The organism is Paraburkholderia dipogonis, assembly GCF_046027395.1.
Classification (GTDB): Bacteria; Pseudomonadota; Gammaproteobacteria; order Burkholderiales; family Burkholderiaceae; genus Paraburkholderia; species Paraburkholderia dipogonis_A.
The window spans coordinates 1-25,195 of sequence record NZ_JAQQEG010000023.1 but is presented as its reverse complement, the minus strand read 5'-3'; the positions used below and the strand labels follow the sequence as shown (position 1 = coordinate 25,195).

Below are 25,195 nucleotides of genomic sequence, written 5' to 3'. Positions count from 1 at the left end.
AAGTATCGGAGCGAATCATGAAGCGCACTCTTATTGCCGCAGCCGTTCTCGTTGCCGCATCCGGCAGCGCGATTGCCGCACCGCAAAAGGCTTACCTGTTCAATGCCACGCTGGTCGGCGAAGCGATCGGCGTCGAAGGTTGGGTCGGCCTGTACGGCTGCGTCCACGTGTCCAGCACAGCGGGCGCGGTGATCAACAACAGCCAGTCGGTCAACGTCAACGCGACGCTCAACCCGCAAGCGCAGAGCTACACGACCGGCCGCGTGACGACCACCTACAACAACAATAGCTCGTCGATCAAGGGCAGCGGCTCGGTCTTCGCGGTGGCATCGCAAAGCCACTCGACTTCGTCGTCGGGCGCGCAGGGCTATCAGGCATCGGGCGGCTACGTGTATGGCAGCCAGAGCGCGTCGGTGGCGGGCGGCGGCTATCAGACCAGCCAGCAGGCAGCGGCGATTACCGGCGGCTTCACGCACACCAGCCAGAACGCCGGTGGCCATATCGCAGCCGGCGGCTCGATCGGCGGCAACTACAACTATGCGGCCATCAACACGCCGTTCGCCGGCGGCGGCAGGTTCCATGCGGCGGGCGGACTCCAGGCCGGCTACAACGAATCGAGCTACGCCAACACGTCGGGCGTGGCCGGCGGCTTCGAAGCATCGGAAGCATCCGGACAGGGCAAGGTATGGGGCTACAAGGCTAGCGAAGGTTCGGGCTTTGCGTCGGTCGGCGAACAATCGTCCGGCTACACGACCAGCCGGACCTCGTCCTCCGATGCCTATGCCGCGGCATTCGGCGTCGACGCAAGCCTCACCACGACCGACGTGACGACCCGAGGCTCGGTGACACAGCACACCAACACGCAAGCGGCCGCCACGCTGACCGCCACCACCGGCACCAATGCCGCCAGCGGCGTCTCGGGCAACCTGGGCATCAACATCGCGGAAGGCATCAGCAACGCCCAAAGCAATGACGTGTCGCTGGCCTCGGTCGATGTCGGCAACGTGTTCGGCAATGCGCAGATCTTCAGCACGCAATCGTCGAGCGGCACTGCCCGGATCAACAACTTCAATCTGAATGCGTCGATCGGGGATGGCTCGCTGTCGGGGGTGACGGGCAACGTCGGGGTGAACGTCGCCTCGGGTATCGGCAACGTACAAAACAACAGCCTCGCCGGTGCCGTGACGACGACCAAGGCGGGCAATGCGCTGACCACCGCGATGGTCGCCACGGATGACAACTCGCAAACCGCCGGCATGACGGTCACGGGTCAATTCCAGGGCACCGCGATGCTGGGCGCCAACTCGTTGACCAATGCGTCCGGCAACATCGGCGTGAATATCGCCGGCGGCGCGGGCAACCTGCAGCACAACGGCCTCGCGATCGCTGCGCTGAACAGCGGCCACTAAGCGGGCGACAGGCAGAAGAAAAGAAGCCAGCAAGTAGTTGGGGGAGGACGCGCCGGCAGCCATCGCAGCGGCCGGCGCGTATAGAAGGGGGAGACCAGCATGTCGGGGTTCAAGAGGTACCCAGCGCTACGGCTCGCCGTAGCGCTGGCCAGCTGCACGCTGTGCGTGGGCCAGAGTTACGCGCAGGCGAGCATCGACACGTCCACGCTGGCGGGCGTTCCGTTGAAAAAGACGGTGCGCTCGATGAAGGACATCCGCTACAGCCACATCGTCAATCAGCAGTTCGATTACAGCTGCGGTGCGGCGGCGCTGGCCACGCTCCTCAAATACGGCTATGGCATCGATATTCCGGAGACCGAACTGATCCGCCGGATGATGGTGTTCTCCACGCCCGAGGTCGTTGTCAAGAATGGCTTCTCCATGCTCGACATGAAGAAATTCGTCGAGACCATCGGTTTGCGCGGCCGCGGCTTCCGGGTCAACGCCGACGCGCTCCAGCATTTGCAGATTCCCGTGATGGTTCTGATGAACATCGACGGGTACGAGCATTTCGTGATCGTCAAGCATGCGCAGGATGGCCGCGTGTTCATCGCGGATCCTGCCCTCGGCAATCGCATCCTGCTCGAAGAGGACTTCGTCCGGACCTGGAACGGTCTGGTATTCGCGGTCCTCGGCAAACCCTTCAGGGAGGATTCCCCGCTCTTGCAGGACAACGAGTCGCTCGCGCTCAAGCTGCGCGCCAGCGCGCTGGCCAACGGCACCGCTGCGACTCCCTTTGTCGAGTACGGCTTGATCAAGGCAGACCTGTTCTGAACCAACCATGAAGCAACACCTCACCCAGCTCGGGCTCGCGATCTGCACCATGACGTGCGGCTTAAGCGGAATAAGCGGCAACGCCCAGGCAGCATCAGACGCCAGCTCGCCGCCGTTGCCTGAATTTCTCGCTTCTCATGACAGCGGCCCCCCCGCCGTCAAGGTGCAGATGGTGGACGACGACGTCCTCGCCGGCCAGACCGGCAAGTATGCCGGCGGCACGATGATCTCCGGCTTCGTTCTGAACCTCATCTCGCAATGGCAACTGCCCAACGGCGTGACCGCCGTCGCCCAGGGCACGCTCGGCGCGGCCCAGAACGCGTTCGGCCAGGTGACCACCACCGTCAGCACGCTCGCGAGCGTGACCGGCGGCGGCCCCGGCAGCCATGCCAATGCTGCCAATTCGGGCGCCAATCCCAACGCTCAGGCCAACGGTGGCCAGAGCATTGCGGTCAACGGTGTTTCACAAGTGACACAGGTGGCGGGCGACCGTAACAGCGGCGCCAACTCCGCGCTCATCGATTTCAACAACAACGCCGTGACGCTGACGGGCACCGCCAATGCCCCGTCAGCCGCGGCCAGCAATTCGACCGGCTCCGTCAAAGCCGGCATCTCGTTCGGCAGCAACGGCATCAGTGTCGCGCTGCAGACGCCGGCTGGGCTCGCCACCCAGACCGTCACACCGGGCAACGGGCAAATCGCCCAGTTGCTGCAGATTGCAGGCAATAACCAGCAAGTCGCCAACGCATTGCAGCTGCATTTGCAAACTCAGCCAATGTCGGCCTCGATGATCCGCCAGTTAGGCGTACTACAAGCTCTGCAAAACAGGAGATAGGCATCCGGGCCGCCACCCGCCGACCGTAGCAAGGCAGTACACGTAAGGCCGCACGCCGTCTGGACCGGGGGACGCGCGGCCCGAACACCGGGGGAACACAAAATGAGCACTCTTTCATCGAAGAAGGTGCCGCGCATGGCACTGGCGGCCATCCCAGCCGCCGTCATGCTATTCGCACTTTCGCAAGGGGCGAGCGCCCAGGCGCTCGTTGGACAATCGGTCGAAGAACGTCTGAATACGTTGATGCGGGTCGTCGACGAGCAACAGCGGCAGATTCATTCACTCGAGCGCCAGGTGACCAATCTGGAGATGTCGCAACGCGGCCGCGGCGTACCGGGCGCCGGCGCGCCGGCCGGCAGCGAAACCGTGGCCGAACAGCCCGGCGCGGACGGCCTACCGGTACCGCTGCCGCCGCTCGCCCAGGTCAATCCCGGCGCCCCCGCGCCCGGCGGCAACACGGGCACGGCGACCGGCGTGCCCGTCTATCCGCCGCCGCCCGCAGGCAGCAGCGCGGGCGGCCTGCCGCCCGCGAGCGACGGCAGCGGCGCCATCGGCCAGACGCAGAAAGCGGCCGAACCGGTGCGCACGCAGGCCGAAGAAGCGGTCGTGCAGCGCGAGCATGCCCCGCTCTTCGACCACAAGCTGACAATGGACTGGGGGATCAGCGACACCTACTACGATCGCCGTCAGTTGCAGTTGTCGGGCTTCCTCGCGCTCGACGCGATTTTCCTCGGCAACATCAACCTGGGCGAGACCAAGTCGCACCAGGTGATGGCGGACCTCGATACGCGCTACGGCCTGACCGACCGCATGAGTATCGACGTCGACGTGCCGTACATCTACCGGCATAGCAACTTCATTGTGGGCGGCGCGGGCGGCGCGGCGAGCACGATGTCCGATGCGTCGGTGAACGGCAGCAATATTGGCGACGTCAACTTCGGGATCTACTACCAGTTCCTGAAGGAGACCAACAGTCTGCCGGACGTGGTCGGCAGCCTGCGCATCAAGGCGCCGACCGGCACCTCGCCGTTCGGCGAGAAGCTGGTGCAGCTGGACGCCAACAATACCAATCTGGTGGCGCCGAGCAAGCTGCCCACCGGCACGGGCTTCTGGAACGTCACGGCCGGCGTCTCGCTGTTGAAGACCTATGACCCGGTGGTGCTGTTCGGCAGCGTCTCCTACACCTACAACATCGCGCGCTCGTTCGCGGACATCTCGTCGGTGCAGGGCCAAACCCAGCCGGCGACGGTCAAGCTCGGCGACATCGTGCAGTTCGGCGGCGGCGTAGCGCTCGCATTCTCCGACAAGGACTCGGCCAGCATCTCCTACACGATGGCGCTCGCACCCGAATCGAAGACGCGCGCGCCCGGGGGCTCATACGAAAAGGTGCCAGGCAGCGAGACGACCGCCGCGGCGCTCAATTTTGGCCTGAACCACGTCGTGAACAAGCACCTGACCATCAACGGCTCGGTCTCCGTGGGCTTGACGCCCGACGCGCCGAACTTCGTGGTCGGCATGCGGTTTCCCTACACATTCTGACGTGCCAACGATACGAGGTCGAACGTGCGTGAATCACCTCATCTGACCAGTGTTGCTCCGGTAGCCGGAACGGGATCGGGAGCGCTTACGACACGGGTGCTGCCGAACGGGATAAATGCGAGCCGGCCCGCCGATGTCGCGACAAGCCAGCCCTTGGCGGTCGTGGCGTCGATCGGCGACGCGGCGCCGTTGGCCGCGGTGGCCGGCTCCGGCGTCGAACGGCTGTTGGTCTACGTGGCGCGTACACCGGACGACACGCTGATCGCGCATCTGAAAAGCCGCGGCTGGCACGTCGTGGCGGCACGCTCAGCGCATGAACTCGGCCGTCTGTTGAAACCCGATGTGGCTTGCGCGGGCATCGTCGATGTGGCGAGCTTTCCGCCGCGCGATCTCGCCGGCCTCGAAGCGAGCCTGCGCCAGCAGCAGGTCGGCTGGATCGCGCTCGCCACCAGCGAACGGCTCAACGATCCAGTGGTGCGGCGCCTCGTGCGCCACTACTGTTTCGACTTCGTGAAGATGCCGGTGGCCAATGCCACGATCGACTATCTGGTCGGCCACGCGTTCGGCATGGTGACGCTGTGCGATCCCGAAGTCGCGCCGCCCATGAGCGAGTCGGGCGACGAGGAAATGGTCGGCACCTGCGAAGCCATGCGGCAACTCTTTCGCACCATCCGCAAGGTGGCCAATACCGACGCCAGCGTGTTCATCTCCGGCGAGTCGGGCACCGGCAAGGAGCTGACCGCGCTCGCGATTCACGAGCGATCGCCGCGCCGCAAGGCGCCGTTCATCGCGATCAATTGCGGCGCGATTCCGCACCATCTGCTGCAGTCCGAATTATTCGGCTATGAACGCGGCGCGTTCACCGGCGCGACTCAACGCAAGATCGGCCGCGTCGAGGCCGCCGACGGCGGCACGCTGCTGCTCGACGAAATCGGCGACCTGCCGCTCGAGAGCCAGGCGAGCCTGCTGCGCTTTTTGCAGGAAGGCAAGATCGAGCGGCTCGGCGGACGCGAATCGATTCCGGTCGACGTGCGGATCATTTCCGCGACGCACGTCGATCTGGAAGGTGCGATGCGCGACGGCCAGTTCCGCGCCGACCTGTTTCATCGGCTCTGCGTGCTGCGTGTGGACGAACCGCCGCTGCGCGCGCGCGGCAAGGACATCGAAATTCTCGCGCAGCACATCCTGCACAAGTTCAAGACCGACAGCGCGCGCAAGATCCGCGGCTTCACGCCGTCGGCGATCGAGGCGCTCTACAACTACAACTGGCCCGGCAACGTCCGCGAGTTGATCAACCGGGTGCGCCGCGCGATCGTGATGGCGGAGAACAAGCTGATTTCCGCCGACGACCTCGATCTCGCGCACTTCACCGCGCAGCAGAGCATGACGCTCTCGCAAGCGCGCGAGGCCGCCGAGAAGCGCGCGATCGAAGCGGCGCTGCTGCGTCATCGTCATCGGCTGAACGAGGCGGCCTTGGATCTGAATATTTCGCGTGTGACGCTGTATCGGCTAATGGGTCAGCACGGCTTGCGCGAATTGAGCGCCGCCGACGAGAAGGCGGCATTCGCCGCGGACGATAGCGCGCAGGAATGAGGCGGCGCGGGCTGGCCACGGCCGGCGGCATCTCGTGAAGCTGCGTGACGCCGCGTGATCAACAGCCGCAGCCGGCTGCGGCGAGCGCGTGGTTGGCACGGCGCGTCCCGGCCGGCTGCGCTGCCGCCGCACCGGCGGCGGCCGGGCCGAAACCCGCCGCGGCGGCGCGGACCCGTGCGTCAGGTAGAATCAGTCCGGTTACGTTCCCCTTTCCATTCGATGACGACGCTCACCTTGATCGTCGCTCGCGCCAACAACGGCGTGATCGGCCGCGACAACCAGTTGCCCTGGCGACTTCCCGAAGACCTCGCGTTCTTCAAGCGCACGACCATGGGCGCGCCCATCATCATGGGCCGCAAAACGCATGAGTCGATCGGCCGGCCGTTGCCGGGACGCCGCAACATCGTCGTGACACGGGATGCCACCCGGCGTTTTCAGGGCTGCGACGCGGCCACGACGCTCGAAGACGCGCTCAAGCTCGCCGCGCAGGATCAGGCGCCGGAAGCGTTTCTGATCGGCGGCGCGCAGTTGTATGCGGAAGGTTTGCGGCAGGCGGACAAGCTGATCATCACCGAGATTTCCGCCGACTTCGAAGGCGACGCCACTTTTCCCGAACTCGACGAAAACGAGTGGGAAGAAGTCGCGCATGAAACGCATCGCGCGGATGCGCCGAACGATTTCGACTACGCGTTCGTGACGTATAAGCGCAAAGGCGCTTGAGGTCGCTGGCTCGCGGCGTACTTGCCGCCCATGCGCAGACGGCCGCCGCCCGCCTGATATAAAAAACGTCACGCAATAGATTGCGTGGCGTTTCCGCTTCTACTAGCCAACCAACAGGGCCGCTGGGATGCGGCCGGGAACCGCTTACTGCCCCGCGATCGTCATCCGCTCGATCAGCACCGAGCCGGTCTGCTTGGTGCCGCGCGTAATCGTATCCGCGCCGATCGCCACGATATGGTGGAACATCTCCTGCAACGTGCTCGCCACCGTGATCTCCTCGACTGGATACTGGATCTTGCCGTTCTCGACCCAGAAGCCCGACGCGCCGCGCGAATAATCGCCCGTCACGTAGTTCACGCCCTGCCCCATCAGTTCGGTCAGCAACAGGCCGGTGCCAAGCTTGCGCAGCATTTCTTCGAAGTCGTCCTCGGGGCGCGTGTTCGAACTCCGCAGCGATAGATTGTGCGAACCGCCGGCATTGCCGGTGGTCTGCATGCCGAGCTTGCGCGCCGAATAAGTGGACAGGAAATAGCCTTCCACCACGCCGTCCTTCACCACCGAACGCTGTTTGGTGCGCACGCCTTCTTCGTCGAATGGCGCGCTGCCCATGGCGCGGGCCACGTGCGGATCTTCGACCACCTGCACGTGCGGCGCGAACACCGGCTTGCCGAGGCTGTCGACGAGGAACGAGGTCTTGCGATACAACGCACCGCCGCTCGTGGCCTGCACGAACGCGCCGAGAATGCCCGCGGCGAGCGGCGCTTCGAACAGCACCGGCACCTTGCGCGTATCCAGACCGCGTGCGCCGATGCGCGCCAGCGCGCGCTGCGCCGCGTAACGGCCCACCGCTTCCGGATCGGCCAGATCCCCGGCGCTGCGGGTCGACGTGTACCAGTCGTCGCGCTGCATGTTGCGGGCGCTGCCCGCAATCGGCGCGCACGCGATGTAATGGCGCGAGTACGGATAACCCGCCAGAAAGCCGCGCGAAGTGGCCAGCACGAACTGCGAGTGCTGTGCCGAGACGCTCGCGCCTTCCGAATTCTTGATCTGCGGATCGGTCGCGAACGCGGCATCTTCCGAGCGGCGGGCGATTTCCACCGCTTCGTCAGCGGACAGATTCCACGGGTGATAGAGATCGAGATCGCGCGGCGCCGTTTCCAGCAACTCCGCTTCGGCGAGACCCGCGCAATCGTCTTCCGCCGTGAAGCGGGCGATGTTGTAGGCCGCCGCGACCGTGTCCTTCAAAGCCTGCGACGAAAAGTCCGAAGTGCTCGCGTTGCCGCGCTTGTTGCCGATGAACACCGTCACGCCGACCATCTTGTCGCGGTTGTGTTCGATCGTCTCGACTTCGCCGCGCCGCACGGAGACGGACAGGCCGTCGCCTTCGGAGATCTCGGTCGCCGCGTCGGTACCGCCGAGCGACTTCGCGTGACGAAGGATGTCCGAGGCGATTTCCTTCAGTTCATCCTGGGTATGCGGAAAAAAGCGCTGCTTGACGTCCATGTCTGCTGCCATTGTCGTTGCCGTCCTGTTCGGGGCCGAGCGGCCCTGGGTGTGTTCGCTAGGTTCGCTGGATTCGCACCGGTCGCGCACATGCCTGGCGCATGCGCGCACGCCTGTGTCTGCGTCTGTGTCGTGCTACGTATCCCGCGATCATAGCAAGGTACGCGACGCCGTACCTGGCATTCGCTGATGCTCGCCTCGCCGCCGCCAGAGCGCCGCATTGTCATCGCTTCGCAATGCGCGAGGCCTTGTGCGCGGCAGCGCGGCGGGTTCGGCAGGCGCGGCACGCTACAATATCGGAATGACACGCAAAACCCGCATTCAAACCATCGAATCCGCCGAGCCGGAAGTCGACGAAAACGGCTACGACCGTCCCAGTAAGTCCCAGCTCAAGCGCGAAATGCACGAGCTGCAGGAACTGGGCTCGGCGCTGATCGCGCTGCCCAAAGACGCGCTCAAGCGCATGCCGATGCCCGAAAAGCTCGACGACGCCGTGCGCGAAGCGCGCCGCATCACCGATCACGAAGGCAAACGCCGCCAGGTGCAATACGTCGGCCGCGTGATGCGCTCGCTGCTGGACGAGGAAACCGCCGCGCTGCGCACCGCGCTCGACACCTATAACGGCGTCAACAAGGCGGAAACGGCCAAGCTCCACTGGATCGAGCGCACCCGCGAGAAGCTGCTCGCCGACGACGCCGCGCTGACCGAGTTCATCCGCCAGCACCCGAACGCCGACCCGCAGCAAGGCCGCACGCTGATCCGCAACGCCCGCAAGGAAGCGCAGCAGAGCAAGCCGCCGCGCTACTTCCGCGAACTGTTCCAGTGGATCAAGAACGCGGACGGGCCGTCCGCGCAGACCGATGCCGACGCCGACGGCGCTCTGGACGAAGACGACGATGACGACCGCGACGCGTAATCCCACAGGTAAGCAGACGCGTAATCACCCCGACGAAATCGTGATCGGCCTCGTGTCGATCAGTGATCGCGCGTCCACCGGCGTGTACGAGGACAAGGGCATTCCGGCCTTGCAGGAATGGCTCGGCGCGGCGCTGAGCTCGCCGTGGCAAGTGGTCACGCGCCTGATTCAGGACGACGCGCCGACGATTTCCGCCACGCTGACCGAACTGGTCGACGAGGTGGGCTGCGATCTGGTGTTGACCACCGGCGGCACCGGCCCGTCGCGCCGCGACGTGACACCCGAGGCGACGCTTGCCGTCGCTACCAGGGAAATGCCGGGTTTCGGCGAGCAGATGCGGCAGATCAGCCTGAATTTCGTGCCGACCGCGATTCTGTCGCGCCAGGTCGCGGTGATCCGTGAAACGGCGGAGCACGCGGCGCTGATCATCAACCTGCCGGGGCAGCCGAAGTCGATCAAGGAAACACTGGAAGGCTTGCGCGACGCCGAAGCAGGCGGCGCGGTGAAGGTGCCGGGCATTTTCGCCGCGGTGCCGTACTGCATCGACCTGATCGGCGGACCGTACGTGGAAACCAACGCCGACGTGGTGAAGGCGTTCCGGCCGAAGAACGCGCAGCGCGCGCCCCGGCCGGCTTAGGCTTGAGCTTGGGCGCGTGGGGTTGACTGACACGTCGACCCTGACGAGGTGCCCCCGGCAGGACGCGCCAGGCAGGATCGAGCGGATTCAACCCGGCACGTGTGTTCTTATTCCGCCGCGGCGTCAGCGTCCGGCGCCGACGGGATCAGAAAGTGCTCGCGGTAGTACTTCAGTTCGTCGATCGACTCGTGGATATCGGCCAGCGCCGTGTGCATCGCGCGCTTCTGGAAACCCTTGTAGATGGCCGGCTGCCAGCGGCGGCACAGTTCCTTCAGCGTGCTGACGTCGAGGTTGCGGTAATGGAAGAAGCGCTCCAGATCCGGCATCCAGCGGGCCATGAAGCGGCGGTCCTGGCAGATCGAGTTGCCGCACATCGGCGATTTGCCCGGCGGCACGTAGACGCTCAGGAAATCGCGGACCTGTTCGGTGGCGTCGGCCTCGCTTACCGTCGACGCCTTCACACGGTCGATCAGGCCCGAGCGGCCGTGCGTGTTCTGATTCCACTGATCCATTTTGGCAAGCGTCTCGTCGCTCTGATGAATCGCCAGAACCGGACCTTCGACCATCCTCTCGAGCGTCGAATTCGTCACCACCACCGCGATTTCGATGATGCGGTCGGAATCGGGCTCGAGCCCGGTCATTTCCATGTCCAGCCAGACGAGATTCATGTCGCTGCGCACAAGCGGCGGCTGTTCGGTGGATGCGAGGATGTCAGTCATGAAGGCAGCCCTGATGGCCGGGCAAACGGCTCGTCTGCAAGCCCGCGTGCCACGGCGATTGTTCGTTTGAGATTGGTTTGAGCGTGTTCCCGCCGCGCGGCGGGAAGAAACATATAATTCTCGCATAGATACCACGGAATCCCCGGATGCCTACCCTGTACTTCACCGTTCTGTTCGTCGTCGCCGTCGTGGCGATGGTCGGCACCAAACTGTGGCTCGCGTCGCGGCAAATCCGCTTCGTGGCCGGCCATCGCGAGCAGGTGCCGAGCCAGTTCGCCGGCACCATCGCGCTCACCGCGCACCAGCGCGCCGCCGACTACACCGTCGAGCGCACGCGTCTGACCATGATCGAGATCGTCGTCAGCGCGGCCGTGCTGATCGGCCTCACGCTGCTCGGCGGCGTGCAGGCGCTGGATCTCGGCATCTCCGACTGGCTCGGCCGCGGCTACATCGGCCAGATCGCGCTGGTCGCCGCCGTGATCGCGATCACCAGCGTGATCGACCTGCCGTTCGATTACTACCGGCAGTTCGTAGTCGAGCAGCGCTTCGGCTTCAACCGCATGAGCAAGGGCATTTTCTTTGTCGACCGGATCAAGGGCGTGCTGCTCGGCGCCGCGTTCGGCCTGCCACTACTGTTCGTCGTGCTGTGGCTGATGAACCAGGCCGGCAGCCTGTGGTGGCTGTGGACGTGGATCGTCTGGGTCGCCTTCCAGATGCTCGTGCTGGTGCTGTATCCGTCGTTTATCGCGCCGCTTTTCAACAAGTTCGAGCCGCTCAAGGACGAAGCGCTGAAAAGCCGCATCGAAGCGCTGATGCAGCGCTGCGGTTTCGCCGCCAAGGGCCTCTTCGTGATGGACGGCAGCCGCCGTTCAGCGCACGGCAATGCCTACTTCACCGGCTTCGGCGCGGCCAAGCGGATCGTGTTCTTCGACACGCTGCTCGCGCGCCTGTCGGGCAGCGAGATCGAAGCCGTGCTCGCACACGAACTCGGCCACTTCAAGCGTCGTCATGTGATCAAGCGCATGCTCGTCACCTTCGCGATCAGTCTCGCGATGCTGGCCCTGCTCGGCTGGCTCACGCAGTGCGTGTGGTTCTATGAAGGGCTAGGCGTGCGGCCGTCGCTGATCGGCGGCAATAGCGGCCTCGCGCTGGTGCTGTTCTTCCTCGCGCTGCCGGTGTTCCTGTTCTTCGTGACGCCGCTGGGCAGCCTCAGCTCGCGCAAGCACGAGTTCGAAGCCGACGCGTTCGCCGCGACGCAGACCGATGCGCAAGACCTCGTCAACGCGCTCGTCAAGCTGTACGAGGACAACGCGTCGACCCTGACGCCCGACCCGCTCTACACCGCGTTCTACTACTCGCATCCGCCGGCGTCGCAGCGGATCGACCGCCTGCTGCGGCACGCATGAGCGGCCGCTCCCCGAAAGCGCCGCGCGCGCCGTCCAGCACGCGCGTTGGCGGCCTCGTGGTGGCCGCGCATGGCCGCCACTATCTGGTCGCGCCGGATGACGGCGGCGCCATGCTCCAGTGCTTTCCGCGCGGCAAGCGCAGCGAAGTGGCGGTCGGCGATCGCGTGATTTATGAGCTGGCGTCGGCGGACCAGGGCGTGATCGTCGAGATCGGCGAGCGGCGCAATCTGCTGTATCGCTCGGATCAGTACAAGTCGAAGCTGTTCGCTGCAAACCTCGATCAGTTGTTGATCGTGCTCGCCACCGAACCGCATTTCAGCGAAGACCTGCTCGGGCGTGCACTCGTCGCGGCTGAGGCGAACGAGCTGAAGCCGCTGATCGTGCTGAACAAGACCGACGTCACCGATGCGCTCGAAGGCGCGCGCAAGCGGCTCGAATCGTATCGCGCGCTGGGTTATACGGTTGTGGAAGTGTCGATCAAGATGCAGCCCGAGGCCGCGCGTGCCGCGCTGATCGAACATCTGCACGGTCATTCGACGCTGCTGCTCGGCCAGTCCGGCATGGGCAAATCGACGCTTGTGAATCTGCTGATTCCCGATGCCGAAGTCGCCACGCGCGAGATTTCCACTGCGCTGAACAGCGGGCGCCATACGACGACCTTCACGCGTCTCTATCCGCTGCCGGACAGCGCGGACGGCGAAGGCGGCGCGTTGATCGACTCGCCGGGCTTCCAGGAATTCGGCTTGCATCATTTGACCGAAGGCCGGCTCGAGCGCGCGTTTCCGGAATTCCGGCCGCTGCTGCCGAACTGCCGGTTCTATAACTGCCACCACTTGCATGAGCCCGGTTGCGCGATTCTCGAAGCCGTCGCGGATGGCCGCATCCGCCGCGAACGGCATGCGCTGTATGCGCAACTCGTGCACGAAGCCAGCCAGATCGTCCGCTGACATGAAACTCATGCGCGCGCCGAATCTGATCATCGGACAGCATTGGGTCAACGTGCTGGCGACCGCGGGCATTGCTTGCGAGTTGCACAATCGCTATCTGAACGGCGCGCTCGGCGATATCCCGGCGGATCAGTGCTCGCCTGAGCTTTGGCTCGTCGATGAACGTGATGAGGCGATGGCGCGACGGTTGATCGATGCGGCTTTGCGTGGGCCGGCGGCGGGGTCGCCTGGCTGGCGATGTCGTCAGTGCGGTGAGGCGCTCGAGGCGCAGTTTACGGTGTGCTGGCAGTGTGGGACGGCGCGGGATCCGCGGGACGGGTGAAGGGGCGCTTTCCTGATTTTCTGACCGTGGCATCGTGGCTGCGGTATAGGCAAAAAACCCCGGGCGCCGCGCTTCACGGCGCGATCTTCCACGCCGGAAAAACAAAACCTACGCTTCGAAGAAACGTAGGGCTGGTCAGCAGTCTGAAGCCGGTTTTCTTTTTCGAGTGGCGCTAGCTTGGCGACGTCAAGCCAGCCACACCGCAATCGTCAGCATCAGCAGCAGAATCATCCACAACACCACCGCGCGCCACACCAGGCCCACGGCCGATTGCAGCGTGCGCGGCGTGCAGTCGTCGCCGACCTGCATCGGGCCGCCGTCGCCGGTGGCGAGCGCGTCGAGGCTCGACGGTTCAGCCAGCGGCCCGCTCAGACGTGCGCCCAGGGCGCCGCTGCCCGCGGCCAGCAAAACGCCGTCGTTCGCATCCGGCCATTGGCGCGCATGATTGCGCCATGCATAAATCGCGTCTTCGAAATTGCCGACGATCGCAAAGCCCAGCGACGTCAGCCGCGCCGGCACCCAGTCGATCACGAAGAAGGCGCGCTGCGCGAAGCTCGAAAACGCGACGGTGCGGTCGTCGACCGGGCGTGCCCACGTGCGCGCCAGATACTCGGCAATCCGATACAGCACCGCGCCCGCCGGTCCGACCGGAATCAGGAACCAGAAGAACACGCCGAACACGTGCCGATGCGAAGCGACCACCGCATGAATCAATGTATGGCGCACGATCTCGCTGACAGGCATGTCGACGGTATCGAGACCGGTCCATTCGTTCAGGATTTCACGCGCGCGCGGCACGTCGTCGTTATTCAACGCGAGGTGGATGTCCGTGAAGTAGTGGCTGAACTGGCGGAAGCCCAGCGTGAAGTACAGCACCGCGACGTTCCACAGGAACGCGAGCGCAAAGTGAATGTGATAGAGCACGTAGTAGACGAGCGCGACGACCAGCGTCCAGGGCATCACCACCACGAGCCAGGCGAGCAAGCCATGCTTCGGCTTGCCGGCATCGAATCCGTGCGCCGCCGACTCCGCATGGTATTGAAGCAACGCGGACACCGGATTGTTCGGCGACAACGCGCGTACCTGTTCAATGATCAGAGCCAGCAATACGGAGAAAAAAGTCATGCGATGCGCCGTGCTTTTCGAGTTTTACGATTGTTTTATAACGATAGCACAGGGTCGGATGCCACTGAGCGCGGACGTCGACAAACACCTGACAACTGCACAGTCCGGCACGGCTCACGCCGCGAGGAAGCGATAGAAGTTGCGCAGCATCGCCGCCGTCGCGCCCCAGATGAAATAGTGGCTGCCGACTTCACTGCCATTCTCCCTAGCTTCAGCCGATGCAGCGCGCGGATACGGCATGGCGAAAAAGCGGCGCTCGCCGCCTTCATAGCGGAACACGCGCACTTCGTGGTGCACGGGATTCATCAGAAAGGCGAGTGGCACTTCGAAGACTTCGGCCACTTCGAGCGCGTCCGCCTTCACCGTGAACGGCGGATGCACGAGGCCGATCACCGGCGTCACACGAAAACCTGTGCCCGTCAGATAGTCGGGCAATGCGCCGAGAATTTCCACACGCGATGGATCGAGACCGACCTCCTCCTCCGCTTCCCGCAGCGCGGTGGCGGTGGCGTCGGCGTCGAAGGGTTCGTGACGGCCGCCAGGGAAGCTCACCTGGCCAGCGTGATCGTTGAGATGGTCGGCACGCTGGGTCAGCAGCACGGTCAGGCCGTGCTCGCGGACCACCAGCGGCACCAGCACCGCCGCGACTCGCGGATCGGCGTGGGTATCGCGCCAGGGCGCGTCGACGACGAGCTCGGGGGTCCAGGCAAGACGCTGTTCGAAGCGTGCGCGCAGGCCATCAGGCGTGAGACGGTCGCCGGCCACCGGCGGCAGATCGGCGCCTGTCGCTTCGACAGGCAGGGTTTCAGGCTCAAAGACGGGGCGGGTCAACGGGTCTCTCGAAATGAGCGGATAGGGGACATGCCGCTATTTTGACCTGGCAAACAAAAAAGCACCCGCGAGGGGTGCTTTTTCTTACAGCATTTACGCTTCGGCAGCGTTGCGATCTTTCTTCGCAACCAGCTTTTCCTTGATCCGGGCCGACTTGCCCGAACGGTCGCGCAGGTAGTACAGCTTCGCACGACGCACATCGCCACGACGCTTCACGACGATGCTTGCCAGCAGCGGCGAGTACGTCTGGAACGTACGCTCGACGCCTTCGCCCGACGAAATCTTGCGGACGATGAACGACGAATTCAGACCACGGTTACGCTTGGCAATCACGACGCCTTCGTAAGCCTGAACACGCTTACGCGTACCTTCAACCACGTTCACGCTGACGATCACCGTATCGCCGGGGGCGAATTCGGGGATGGTCTTCTCGCCGAGGGCGCGGCCGATTTCTTCCTGCTCGAGTATTGCAATCAGATTCATCACTGACTCCTAAGTCCATCTTGTCGGCGTTCGTACCTGCCTCGCAAATTTGCTTGGCTACGGCCCCGATAGAGGATGGGTTCACATCTGGCGCCGTGCACGCATGCGCGGCGCCGCCTAATGTCCGCTCGAAAGACCCAAGGCTTTACGCCTTCGACTCTTCCTTCGCGAGACTCGCAAGCCATGCCTCGTCGGCACGGCTCAACATCTTGTTCTTTCTGGCCTTCACGATCAGATCGGGCCGTTTGTTCAACGTGTTGCGCAAGGCTTCACGCCGACGCCACGCTTCGATCTCCGCATGATGGCCGCCGAGCAGCACATCGGGCACACGCACGCCGTCGTATTCCTCGGGGCGCGTGTAATGCGGGCAATCCAGCAGCACGTCGACAAAACTATCCTGCACCGCCGACTGCGAGTCGTTGAGCACGCCGGGCAACTGACGCACCACGGCGTCCATCAAGGCCATGGCCGGCAATTCGCCGCCCGACAGCACGAAGTCGCCAAGGCTGACTTCTTCGTCGACAACACGGTCGAGCAAACGCTGATCGATCGCTTCATAGCGCCCGCACAACAGAATCAAACCGGGCTCGGCCGCGAATTGCATGACGCGGTCGTGATTCAGCGTGGCGCCTTGCGGCGACATCATCACGACGCGCGACGCGCCGATGCCCTGCTCCGCCTGCGCCGCTTTCGCCGCGCCAATCGCATCTTCCAGCGGCTTGGCCAGCATCACCATGCCGGGCCCACCGCCATACGGGCGATCGTCGATCGTGCGGTAGTTGTCGGTCGTGAAATCGCGCGGATTCCACGTACGCAACCCGTAGCGCTCCTGCTTCACCGCACGGCTGGTGATACCCCAGTCGGTCAGCGCGCGAAACATGTCTGGAAAGAGCGTGACGACATCGAACTGCATCGCTCTCTCCGTTCAGCGAATGATTTTAGTAATCGGCTTCCCAGTCGACAGTGATCTGCTTCGCCGCCTGGTCCACCGTTTTGACAAATACGCCGACGAACGGGATCAAACGCTCGCCGGTGACCGGCTTGCCGCTTTTGTCGGTAGCCGGATATTCGATACGCATCACCGAGTGCGCACCGTTGTCGATCATGTCTGCAACCTTGCCGAGATTGACCCCGGCAACGTTCACCACATCCAGACCGAGCAGGTCGACCCAGTAGAATTCGTCGGCTTCGAGGGTCGGAAATTCACTGCGGCTGATATAGATGCGGGAGCCGCGCAGTGCCAGCGCCACATCACGGTCAGTAACGCCGCCCAGATGGGCAACCACACTGTCGCTATGCGTTTTCGCCTGCAATGACGGCGCCGACTTGCGCTCCTGGCCTTTGAGCAGCCACCAGCGCTTCGCGCTCAGCAAAGCGTCGCCGCCGTGGCCGGCATCCGCATGCGCGGCTACCTTGACCCAGCCCTTGAGGCCGTAAGCGTCGACGATTGCGCCAACCTCGACCGCGTCGGTCGGCCAGCTTTCCACCGTTTCCATGCGCATTTCTGCCGCACCGGATCCGGCGTTTGCAACTTGGGCTTTCGCCTTGCCTTCGGCTTTTTCGACCGGCTTGCGGACGAATGCACCGAACGGCGCCTGATCAGACGTCTTCGCGCGCGGGGCTGCTGCTTTTGCCTTCACGGGACCAGAACTGCCGGAATCACGCTCAGACATAAGAGAACCTCACTGCCAGCTTCGACGCCTGCATCAGCAAAACAACTCGCGCATCGGACTGCTCACGCACACCGCGCGAGCCGCCGGTCGAACCGACGACGATACGCATGCTAGCTACCATTAAGCAGCCGGCTGCGCCTTTGCAGCTTCCTTCACGAGACGCTCGACGGTCGGCGACAGTTGTGCGCCAACGCCTTGCCAGTACGTCAGGCGATCCTGAGCGATACGCAGGGACTCGCCCTTCGTAGCGACCGGGTTGTAGAAGCCAACGCGCTCGATGAAGCGGCCGTCACGACGGTTACGCGAATCGGTTGCGACGATGTTGTAGAACGGGCGCTTCTTGGAGCCGCCACGAGCCAAGCGGATGATGACCATACTAGAATCCTTGAAAACCGGGGTTCGGAACGACTGAAACACGCGATTATAGCGGGAAACCGACGCCATAACAAACACTTACCCGGATAAACTGAGCGACGGGGTCGCACCGGCCACACCGGCGGGAACCCCGAACCACGTCGAAACGCCCGAACCACCTGACGGAGCGCCCGTGAAACTCCTGCCGCCAATTGCGTTTTTGCGCGCTTTTTTAACCGCTGCCGCGCGGTTCGCCATCTTGGCGCGCGCTTTGCGAAGCCAGGGCCGGCGCGCAGGCGCGGCCGTGTTGCTCGCCGCAACCGCCCTGCCGGCGCTCGCCGCGCTGCCGGTGGACCGAATCAAACTGCCGGCAGGCTTCCATATCGAGGTCTTGTCGGACGCCGTGCCGAGCGCGCGAGCCATGGCGCTCTCGCCGAAGGGCATTCTTTATATAGGCAGCCTCGACGGCCACGTCTACGCGCTCGAATTGCAAAACGGACGTGTGACGGGCCGCCACGTGATCGCTTCCGGCCTGGAAACGCCGGCGGGCGTGGCGTGGCACGATGGTGCGCTCTATGTATCGGCGGTGTCGAAAATTGTACGCTTCGATGCGATCGACACCCACCTGAACGATCCGCCCAAACCCGCCGTCGTGATCGACACGTTGCCCACGGAGACGCACCACGGCTGGAAATTCATCGCTTTCGGCCCGGACGGCAAGCTATACGTGCCGCAAGGCGCGCCCTGCAACGTCTGCCTGAAAGATCGCAACCGCTTCGGGCTGATTGGTCGCATGGATCCGGACGGCAGTCACTACGAGGTCGTGGCGCGCGGCATCCGCAATTCGGTCGGTTTCGCGTGGCATCCCGTGACGCACGAACTGTGGTTCACCGACAACGGCCGCGATCTACTGGGCGACGATGTGCCGGACGACAAGCTCAACCGCGCGCCGCGAGCCGGGATGGATTTCGGCTTTCCGTACTGCCACGGCGGAGACACTCCTGATCCCGAGTTCGGCAAAGACCATCCGTGCAGCGCATTTACGCCGCCCGCGGTCAAACTCGGTGCGCATGTCGCGGCGCTCGGCATGCGCTTTTACAGCGGCTCGATGTTTCCGCCCGCTTACCGGAACAGTATTTTTATCGCCGAGCACGGATCGTGGAATCGCAGCAAGAAGATCGGCTATCGCGTCGTCCACGTGACTACGGACCCCGACGGCAGCAACGCTCGGCAGGAAGTCTTTGCCGAAGGCTGGCTTCAGGCCGGCGAGACTGAATGGGGACGCCCAGCCGACGTGTTGCCACTGCCCGACGGTTCGCTCCTGATCAGCGACGACTACGCAGGCGCGGTCTATCGCGTCACGTATTCGGCGCCGTAGCTTGCCTCAAGCGACTCACCGCTTCGAACGCCGGGCGCTCGGAAGGCCCGGCTAGTCAGCCGAAACTCGCCGCACTCGCCGCCGCCGATCCGGCGCATCTTGCACAACCCGCTCGGCCAACCGACCCGGTCCGGCGTTTCTCGCCATACCCGCGCCGCCGCCGCGACCACCCGTCACGTGGCCGGCGGCCCCTGGCGGGCGTAGAATGCGCGTCGGTCCGCGCGAGCCGCGCGCCGCTCCTTTCGACCCGCCTGTCACTCTGCTCTGGCCTACATGTTTACCCTTGTTTCGACTTCCCCGCGTTTCAGATCCAAGACGATTACCGCCGCACTGGCGTTCTTCTTCGGCAGCCTCGGCGCTCACCGTTTCTATCTGTACGGCGTGCGCGACATTTACGGCTGGGCCCATGTGATCGGCACGCTGATCGGCATTCCGGGCGCCATGCTGTTGGTAGCTAGCGAACGGTCGTCGATGCTCGGCTGGGTGCTGGCCTTTCCCGGCGCGGTTTCGCTGCTCGCCGCGTTTCTCGCCGCAATCGTCTACGGGCTGCGCCCGGACGAAAAGTGGGACGCGCAGTTCAACGCCCACACCCAGCGCAAAAGCCGCTCCGGCTGGACGGTCATTTTCATCGTGATTTTTTCGCTGCTGATCGGCGCCTTCCTGCTGATGACAGGCCTCGCCATTTCGTTCCAGACGTACTTCGAAAGCCAGGTGCAGGCGGCCAAAGCGCTCTCGCAATGAGCCGCCGCGCGCCGCGCTAAAAAAGATCCAGCTGAGGATCGTCGCGCGCGGGTTCGGCGGGACGCGGCGCCTCGACCCGGCGAAAGTGCGACATATCCAGAATGCCGCGGTCACGCCGGTTCAGGCCCAGACGGCGCACCGCCTTGTGGAATCGCTGCTTGAGCAGATCCGCCCACAAGCCTTCGCCCTTCATGCGCGTGGAGAACGACGAGTCGTAGTCCTTCCCGCCCCGCATGTCGCGCACCCGGCTCATCACCCGGTCAGCGCGATCGGGAAAGTGCGCGGCGAGCCAATCCTTGAATAGCGGAGCGACTTCCCAAGGCAGACGCAGCACGATATAGCTCGCATTGCTTGCGCCGGCCTCGGCACAAGCCTCCAGCACACGTTCCATATCCGGTTCCGTGACGAACGGAATCACCGGCGCGATGCTGACGCCGACCGGAATGCCCGCCTCGCTCAACGTGCGGATGGTGCGCAGCCGCCGCGACGGCGTCGCGGCGCGCGGTTCCAGCGTGCGAGCGATCTCGGCGTCCAGCGTGGTGATGGTGATGGCTGCCATGAATTGCCCGCGCGCCGCCATGGGCGCCAGCAGATCGAGATCGCGTTCGATCAAAGACGATTTCGTAATCGCTGCAAACGGATGCTGACGCTCGTTCAAAACTTCGATCACCCTGCGCGTGAGCCGCAAGTCACGCTCGACGGGCTGCCAGGCGTCCGTATTGACGCCTAGCGCGATCGGCTCCGCCACATATGATTTCTTCGATAGCTCCCGCCCGAGCAATTCCGGCGCATTGACCTTCGCGTAGATCCGGCTTTCGAAGTCGAGCCCCGGCGACAGCCCCAAATAGGCGTGTGTGGGCCGCGCAAAGCAATAAATGCAGCCGTGCTCGCAACCACGATACGGGTTCAGCGACACGCTGAATGGAATATCCGGCGATGCGTTGCGCGTAAGAATGGTCTTGGCCCGCTCTTCGAAGACCTGTGTGCGCAAGACTTTCGGCTCGTCATCGTCTTCCGGCGCCGAGAGCCAGCCGTCGTCCACCGCTTCGCGCTGGTCGACTTCGTAGCGGCCTTGCAGGTTCGTCACCGCGCCACGGCCCTTGCGAGGCGCGGGCGGCGCGATCGGAAATTCGTTGACGAAGTGAGAGTCGGAGTCGGTCACGGTTGGAACACGCAAAACGGAAAACGGCGCAAAACACCTGTACAAATATACAGTGTTTACGCCGTTTGTCGAGCCCCGCCGAGCGCTGTTGTGCCGCCTACTCCCCGACCGCGATCGTCAACGTTTCCTTGATCTCCTCCATCACCACGTAGCTTTTCGACTGAACCGCGCCGGGCAACTGCAGCAGGATGTCACCGAGCAGCTTCCGGTAATCGGCCATTTCGCCGATGCGCGCCTTGATCAGATAGTCGAAGTCGCCCGACACGAGGTGGCATTCCAGCACCTCGGGGATCTTCTGGACCTCGCGGCGGAACTGGTCGAACATGTTGCCGCTCTTGTGGTCCAGCGTGATCTCGACAAACACCAGCAGTGCCGCGCCCAGTTCCGCCGGGTTCACGCGCGCGTGGTAGCCGGTGATTACGCCGTCGCGTTCCATCCGCTTGACGCGCTCGATGCACGGCGTCACCGACAGTCCGACCTGTTCGGCCAGGTCTTTCATGGCCATGCGGCCGTCCTGCTGAAGCAGCCGCAGGATCTTGTGATCGAGTTTGTCGAGGGACCGGACCGGTTGGCGCTGTGTACGCATGGTGTTTTTTCTGAAAATCCTGAAAATACAATAACAAAACCTACCTGACTGTTAATAGTATAGCGGTTAACACTGGGCGAACGGCATTACACCTCGTTAATCGAACGAATCCAACGAATCGACGAGCGCAGCGCCCTCAGACCTCTTTTGAATACCTGGAGCAGCTATGCGAGTCGTCGTCTTGGGCAGTGGCGTTGTCGGCGTGACCAGTGCGTATTACCTGGCGCGCGCGGGGCACGAAGTGACCGTTATCGATCGCGAGGCCGGACCGGCGCTCGAAACCAGTTTCGCCAATGCCGGCCAGATCTCGCCGGGCTATGCATCACCGTGGGCCGCGCCTGGCGTGCCGCTGAAGGCCGTCAAGTGGATGTTCCAGAAGCACGCGCCGCTGGCGATCCGCCTCGACGGCACGCAATTCCAGTTGCAGTGGCTGTGGCAGATGCTGCAGAACTGCACGTCGTCGCGTTATGCGGTGAACAAGGGCCGCATGGTGCGCCTCGCCGAATACAGCCGCGACTGCCTGCAAGCGTTGCGCGCCGAAACCGGCATTCAGTACGAAGGCCGCGCTGGAGGCACGCTCCAGGTGTTCCGCACGCAGCAGCAATTCGACGGCGCCGCGAAAGACATCGCCGTGCTGCAGGAAGCGAATGTGCCGTATGAACTGCTGTCGGCGGCCGAACTCGCGCGGGCCGAACCTGCGCTCGCCGCGGTGTCGCACAAGCTGACCGGCGGTCTGCGCTTGCCGGGCGATGAAACCGGCGACTGCCAGATGTTCACCACGCGCCTCGCCGCGCTGGCTGGAGAACTCGGCGTCAAATTCCGCTACAACACGCCGATCGACGCACTCGCGATGGCCGGCGACCGCATTGCCGGCGTGAAGTGCGGTGAGGAACTGGTGCGCGCGGATTCGTTCGTCGTCGCGCTGGGTTCGTACTCGACGCAGTTCCTGTCGGGTCTCGTGAAGATGCCGGTCTATCCGCTGAAGGGTTATTCGATCACCGCGCCGATCGTCAACGAAGCGTCCGCGCCGGTTTCGACCGTGCTGGACGAAACGTACAAGATCGCGATCACGCGTTTCGACGACCGGATTCGCGTGGGCGGCATGGCCGAGATCGTCGGCTTCGACAAATCGTTGCGCCAGGCGCGCCGCGAAACGCTGGAACTGTGCGTGAACGACCTGTTCCCGGGCGGCGGCGATACGTCGAAGGCCACCTTCTGGACCGGTCTGCGCCCGATGACGCCGGACGGCACGCCGATCGTCGGCCGCACTCCCGTGCCGAACCTGTTCCTGAACACGGGCCACGGCACGCTGGGCTGGACGATGTCGTGCGGCTCGGGCCAACTGCTCGCCGACGTGATGTCGGGCAAGCAGCCGGCCATCAAGGCGGACGATCTGTCGGTGCATCGCTATCTCGGCGAGATTGGCGGCGCACATCGCCCGGCTTATGCTTAAGTTTAACGATGACGCTTCGCGAGAGCAGTTAGGCTGGTTTGTGATCTCACAGACCAGCCCGACAAAACCAAACGGCGCCGAAGCGCCGTTTGGTTTTTTCAAGCGAAGTAAAAAGCAGCGTCAGAACTGATCTTCCGACAAAGCCAGCACACTCTCTCCACCCTTCGCGCTGACAATCGACGCCTCGAACGCCGACGCCAGCGGCAGCACATGCTCCGCGTAGAACTGCGTGGTTGCGATCTTGGCGCCGTAGAACGAAGGATCTTCGTCGCGCTTTGCCGCCGCTACGAGCAGCGCACGCGCCATCTGCCAGCCGCCCAGCACAATGCCCGCGAGCTTCAAATACGGCACGCTGCCGGCGAACACCGCGTTCGGATCGCCCTTCGTGTTGGCGACAACAAAATCAACCGCCGCGCTCAACGAACGATGTCCTTGCGCGAGATACTTCTTCATCGAGTCGAACGCCGGGCCTTGCTGCGCGCCGAGTGCCTCGATCGTTTCCGCCACCCCTGCAAGCAGCGCCTTCGCCACCTTGCCGCCGTCGCGTACGGTCTTGCGGCCGATCAGGTCGTTGGCCTGAATCGCGGTCGTGCCTTCGTAGATCGTCAGAATGCGCGCATCGCGGTAGTACTGCGCGGCGCCGGTTTCTTCGATAAATCCCATGCCGCCATGCACCTGCACGCCGAGGCTCGTGACGTCGATCGACAACTCCGTGCTCCAGCCCTTCACGATCGGCACGAGGTATTCGTAGATCGCCTGATGTTCGGCGCGCGTGCCTTCGTCCGCGTGACGATGCGCGATGTCGCAGTGCGCCGCGGCCACATAAGCCAGCGCGCGCGATGCTTCGGTAAGGCCGCGCATGGTTGCGAGCATACGGCGTACGTCGGGGTGTTGAATGATCGCGACCGGCTGCTTCGCCGAGCCATCCACGGGACGGCTTTGCACGCGATCTTTCGCGTACGCCACCGCCTTCTGGTAAGCGCGATCCGAAACGCCGACGCCTTGCATGCCGACCGCGAAACGCGCCGCGTTCATCATGATGAACATGTACTCGAGGCCGCGATTTTCTTCGCCGATCAGATGACCGATCGCGCCGCCGTGGTCGCCGAATTGCAGCACCGCGGTCGGGCTCGCCTTGATGCCGAGCTTGTGTTCGATCGACACGCAATGCACGTCGTTGCGCTCGCCGAGCGAACCGTCTTCATTGACGAGGAACTTCGGCACGATGAAGAGCGAAATGCCCTTCACGCCTTCCGGCGCATTCGGTGTGCGCGCCAGCACGAGATGCGCGATGTTCTTCGCCATGTCGTGCTCGCCCCACGTGATGAAAATCTTCGTGCCGAACAGCTTGAACGAACCGTCGCCCTGCGGCTCGGCGCGCGTGCGCACCATCGCGAGATCGGAGCCGGCCTGCGGCTCGGTCAGATTCATCGTGCCGGTCCATTCGCCGGAAATCAGCTTCGGCACGTAGGTCTGTTTTTGCGCTTCGGTGCCGGCGGTGAGCAGCGCTTCGATCGCGCCATCCGTCAGCAACGGACACAGCGCGAACGACAGATTCGACGCGTTGAGCATTTCGACGCACGGCGTCGCGATCAGCTTCGGCAGGCCTTGGCCTTCGTAGTCGACCGGATGCTGCACGCCTTGCCAGCCGCCTTCGCCGAACTGGCGAAACGCTTCCTTGAAGCCGGGCGTCGCGGTGACCACACCGTCTTTCCAGCTGCTCGGATTGCGATCGCCTTCGACATTCAGCGGCGCCAGCACGCCACCGCACAGTTTCGCCGACTCTTCGAGGACGGCCTGCGCCGTCTCGAGGTTAGCGTCTTCGAAGCCCGGCAAGGTCGCGATGTCTTCGAGACCGGCCAGTTCTTTCATGACGAACAGCATGTCCTTGATGGGCGCCGTATAGCTCATTTCAGTTCTCCTCCCGCTTCTGATATAAAAAAAGGGCGCTGGACTTGATCGGTCCCGCGCCCTTCATGTGCTGCCAGACGCCTTTTAAACGGCGCTACGGCGCTTAGCCGAGTTCGCTAACGAGTTCGGGCACGAGCGT

At 63.8% G+C, this 25,195-nt stretch carries 25 protein-coding genes; 14 read left to right on the top strand and 11 right to left on the bottom strand.

What is annotated here, in order from left to right:
- The first annotated feature begins 17 nt into the window (after positions 1-17).
- From PQR32_RS23515 to PQR32_RS23490, 6 genes are all read left to right on the top strand, one after another.
- The gene (locus PQR32_RS23515; RefSeq protein ID WP_408232317.1) at positions 18-1,409 is read left to right on the top strand and encodes a FapB/FapC family functional amyloid domain-containing protein; all 1,392 of its coding nucleotides are present in this window, start codon (positions 18-20) and stop codon (positions 1,407-1,409) included.
- A 99-nt stretch (positions 1,410-1,508) separates the two neighbouring features.
- Entirely contained in the window at positions 1,509-2,222 is a 714-nt protein-coding gene (locus tag PQR32_RS23510) for a C39 family peptidase (RefSeq protein ID WP_408232314.1), read from the top strand.
- Positions 2,223-2,229: 7 nt separating this feature from the next.
- The gene (locus tag PQR32_RS23505; RefSeq protein WP_408232311.1) at positions 2,230-3,057 is read left to right on the top strand and encodes a peptidase C39; all 828 of its coding nucleotides are present in this window, start codon (positions 2,230-2,232) and stop codon (positions 3,055-3,057) included.
- Between the two features lie 102 nt (positions 3,058-3,159).
- Positions 3,160-4,596, top strand: a complete 1,437-nt coding sequence (locus tag PQR32_RS23500; protein WP_408232308.1) for a hypothetical protein — start codon at positions 3,160-3,162, stop codon at positions 4,594-4,596.
- Positions 4,597-4,620: 24 nt separating this feature from the next.
- Entirely contained in the window at positions 4,621-6,189 is a 1,569-nt protein-coding gene (locus PQR32_RS23495; RefSeq protein ID WP_408232305.1) for a sigma 54-interacting transcriptional regulator, read from the top strand.
- 219 nt (positions 6,190-6,408) lie between these two features.
- Positions 6,409-6,909: a dihydrofolate reductase gene (locus PQR32_RS23490; protein WP_408232302.1), complete on the top strand. Its 501-nt coding sequence runs from the start codon at positions 6,409-6,411 to the stop codon at positions 6,907-6,909.
- A 144-nt stretch (positions 6,910-7,053) separates the two neighbouring features.
- On the opposite strand, the gene pmbA is transcribed toward PQR32_RS23490, so the two are convergent.
- Complete coding sequence (pmbA, locus tag PQR32_RS23485; RefSeq protein WP_408232299.1) at positions 7,054-8,424, bottom strand: metalloprotease PmbA; 1,371 nt, start codon at positions 8,422-8,424, stop codon at positions 7,054-7,056.
- Between the two features lie 289 nt (positions 8,425-8,713).
- Between pmbA and yjgA the strand changes: the two genes are divergently transcribed.
- The gene (gene yjgA, locus PQR32_RS23480; protein ID WP_408232296.1) at positions 8,714-9,328 is read left to right on the top strand and encodes a ribosome biogenesis factor YjgA; all 615 of its coding nucleotides are present in this window, start codon (positions 8,714-8,716) and stop codon (positions 9,326-9,328) included.
- Complete coding sequence (gene mog / locus PQR32_RS23475) at positions 9,309-9,965, top strand: molybdopterin adenylyltransferase (RefSeq protein ID WP_408232293.1); 657 nt, start codon at positions 9,309-9,311, stop codon at positions 9,963-9,965. Before yjgA ends, mog begins: the two co-directional genes overlap by 20 nt.
- 107 nt (positions 9,966-10,072) lie before the next feature.
- On the opposite strand, the gene orn is transcribed toward mog, so the two are convergent.
- On the bottom strand, positions 10,073-10,684 hold the full coding sequence (gene orn / locus PQR32_RS23470) for an oligoribonuclease (RefSeq protein ID WP_408232290.1): 612 nt from the start codon (positions 10,682-10,684) through the stop codon (positions 10,073-10,075).
- A gap of 146 nt (positions 10,685-10,830) precedes the next feature.
- Between orn and PQR32_RS23465 the strand changes: the two genes are divergently transcribed.
- From PQR32_RS23465 to PQR32_RS23455, 3 genes are read left to right on the top strand one after another with little or no spacing between them, the layout of a single operon-like run.
- Positions 10,831-12,090 (top strand): M48 family metallopeptidase, encoded by a 1,260-nt coding sequence (locus PQR32_RS23465; protein WP_121307382.1) that lies wholly within the window; start codon positions 10,831-10,833, stop codon positions 12,088-12,090.
- On the top strand, positions 12,087-13,037 hold the full coding sequence (gene rsgA / locus PQR32_RS23460; RefSeq protein ID WP_408232286.1) for a ribosome small subunit-dependent GTPase A: 951 nt from the start codon (positions 12,087-12,089) through the stop codon (positions 13,035-13,037). The genes PQR32_RS23465 and rsgA overlap by 4 nt, the downstream gene beginning before the upstream one ends.
- A 1-nt stretch (position 13,038) precedes the next feature.
- The gene (locus PQR32_RS23455) at positions 13,039-13,359 is read left to right on the top strand and encodes a putative signal transducing protein (RefSeq protein ID WP_408232283.1); all 321 of its coding nucleotides are present in this window, start codon (positions 13,039-13,041) and stop codon (positions 13,357-13,359) included.
- 186 nt (positions 13,360-13,545) lie between these two features.
- Here the strand turns inward: PQR32_RS23455 and PQR32_RS23450 are convergent, their stop codons facing one another.
- The 6 genes from PQR32_RS23450 to rpsP all read right to left on the bottom strand — a co-directional run bounded on the left by PQR32_RS23450 (position 13,546) and on the right by rpsP (position 17,846).
- Complete coding sequence (locus PQR32_RS23450; RefSeq protein ID WP_408232280.1) at positions 13,546-14,484, bottom strand: CobD/CbiB family protein; 939 nt, start codon at positions 14,482-14,484, stop codon at positions 13,546-13,548.
- A 114-nt stretch (positions 14,485-14,598) separates the two neighbouring features.
- Entirely contained in the window at positions 14,599-15,315 is a 717-nt protein-coding gene (locus PQR32_RS23445; RefSeq protein ID WP_408232277.1) for a CoA pyrophosphatase, read from the bottom strand.
- A 93-nt stretch (positions 15,316-15,408) separates the two neighbouring features.
- On the bottom strand, positions 15,409-15,798 hold the full coding sequence (gene rplS / locus PQR32_RS23440; RefSeq protein WP_106283809.1) for a 50S ribosomal protein L19: 390 nt from the start codon (positions 15,796-15,798) through the stop codon (positions 15,409-15,411).
- Between the two features lie 145 nt (positions 15,799-15,943).
- The gene (gene trmD, locus PQR32_RS23435) at positions 15,944-16,711 is read right to left on the bottom strand and encodes a tRNA (guanosine(37)-N1)-methyltransferase TrmD (RefSeq protein ID WP_408232273.1); all 768 of its coding nucleotides are present in this window, start codon (positions 16,709-16,711) and stop codon (positions 15,944-15,946) included.
- A 25-nt stretch (positions 16,712-16,736) separates the two neighbouring features.
- Positions 16,737-17,471 carry a ribosome maturation factor RimM gene (rimM, locus tag PQR32_RS23430; RefSeq protein WP_408232270.1) on the bottom strand — a complete coding sequence of 245 codons (735 nt, stop codon included), beginning with the start codon at positions 17,469-17,471 and terminating at the stop codon, positions 16,737-16,739.
- A gap of 120 nt (positions 17,472-17,591) precedes the next feature.
- Positions 17,592-17,846: a 30S ribosomal protein S16 gene (gene rpsP / locus PQR32_RS23425; RefSeq protein ID WP_007180912.1), complete on the bottom strand. Its 255-nt coding sequence runs from the start codon at positions 17,844-17,846 to the stop codon at positions 17,592-17,594.
- A gap of 172 nt (positions 17,847-18,018) precedes the next feature.
- Here rpsP and PQR32_RS23420 point away from each other — a divergent pair, with 172 nt between their 5' ends.
- Positions 18,019-19,203 carry a PQQ-dependent sugar dehydrogenase gene (locus PQR32_RS23420; protein WP_408232267.1) on the top strand — a complete coding sequence of 395 codons (1,185 nt, stop codon included), beginning with the start codon at positions 18,019-18,021 and terminating at the stop codon, positions 19,201-19,203.
- A gap of 273 nt (positions 19,204-19,476) precedes the next feature.
- Positions 19,477-19,944 carry an NINE protein gene (locus PQR32_RS23415; RefSeq protein WP_408232264.1) on the top strand — a complete coding sequence of 156 codons (468 nt, stop codon included), beginning with the start codon at positions 19,477-19,479 and terminating at the stop codon, positions 19,942-19,944.
- Between the two features lie 16 nt (positions 19,945-19,960).
- Here PQR32_RS23415 and PQR32_RS23410 read toward each other — a convergent pair whose 3' ends face one another.
- A complete protein-coding gene (locus tag PQR32_RS23410) occupies positions 19,961-21,106 on the bottom strand; it encodes a PA0069 family radical SAM protein (RefSeq protein ID WP_408232261.1) in 1,146 nt (381 codons plus the stop codon).
- A gap of 97 nt (positions 21,107-21,203) precedes the next feature.
- On the bottom strand, positions 21,204-21,692 hold the full coding sequence (locus tag PQR32_RS23405) for an Lrp/AsnC ligand binding domain-containing protein (protein ID WP_073427188.1): 489 nt from the start codon (positions 21,690-21,692) through the stop codon (positions 21,204-21,206).
- Between the two features lie 166 nt (positions 21,693-21,858).
- Here PQR32_RS23405 and PQR32_RS23400 point away from each other — a divergent pair, with 166 nt between their 5' ends.
- Positions 21,859-23,145, top strand: a complete 1,287-nt coding sequence (locus PQR32_RS23400; RefSeq protein WP_408232257.1) for a D-amino acid dehydrogenase — start codon at positions 21,859-21,861, stop codon at positions 23,143-23,145.
- Between the two features lie 120 nt (positions 23,146-23,265).
- On the opposite strand, the gene PQR32_RS23395 is transcribed toward PQR32_RS23400, so the two are convergent.
- On the bottom strand, positions 23,266-25,056 hold the full coding sequence (locus PQR32_RS23395; protein ID WP_408232254.1) for an acyl-CoA dehydrogenase: 1,791 nt from the start codon (positions 25,054-25,056) through the stop codon (positions 23,266-23,268).
- Between the last annotated feature and the right edge of the window lie 139 nt (positions 25,057-25,195).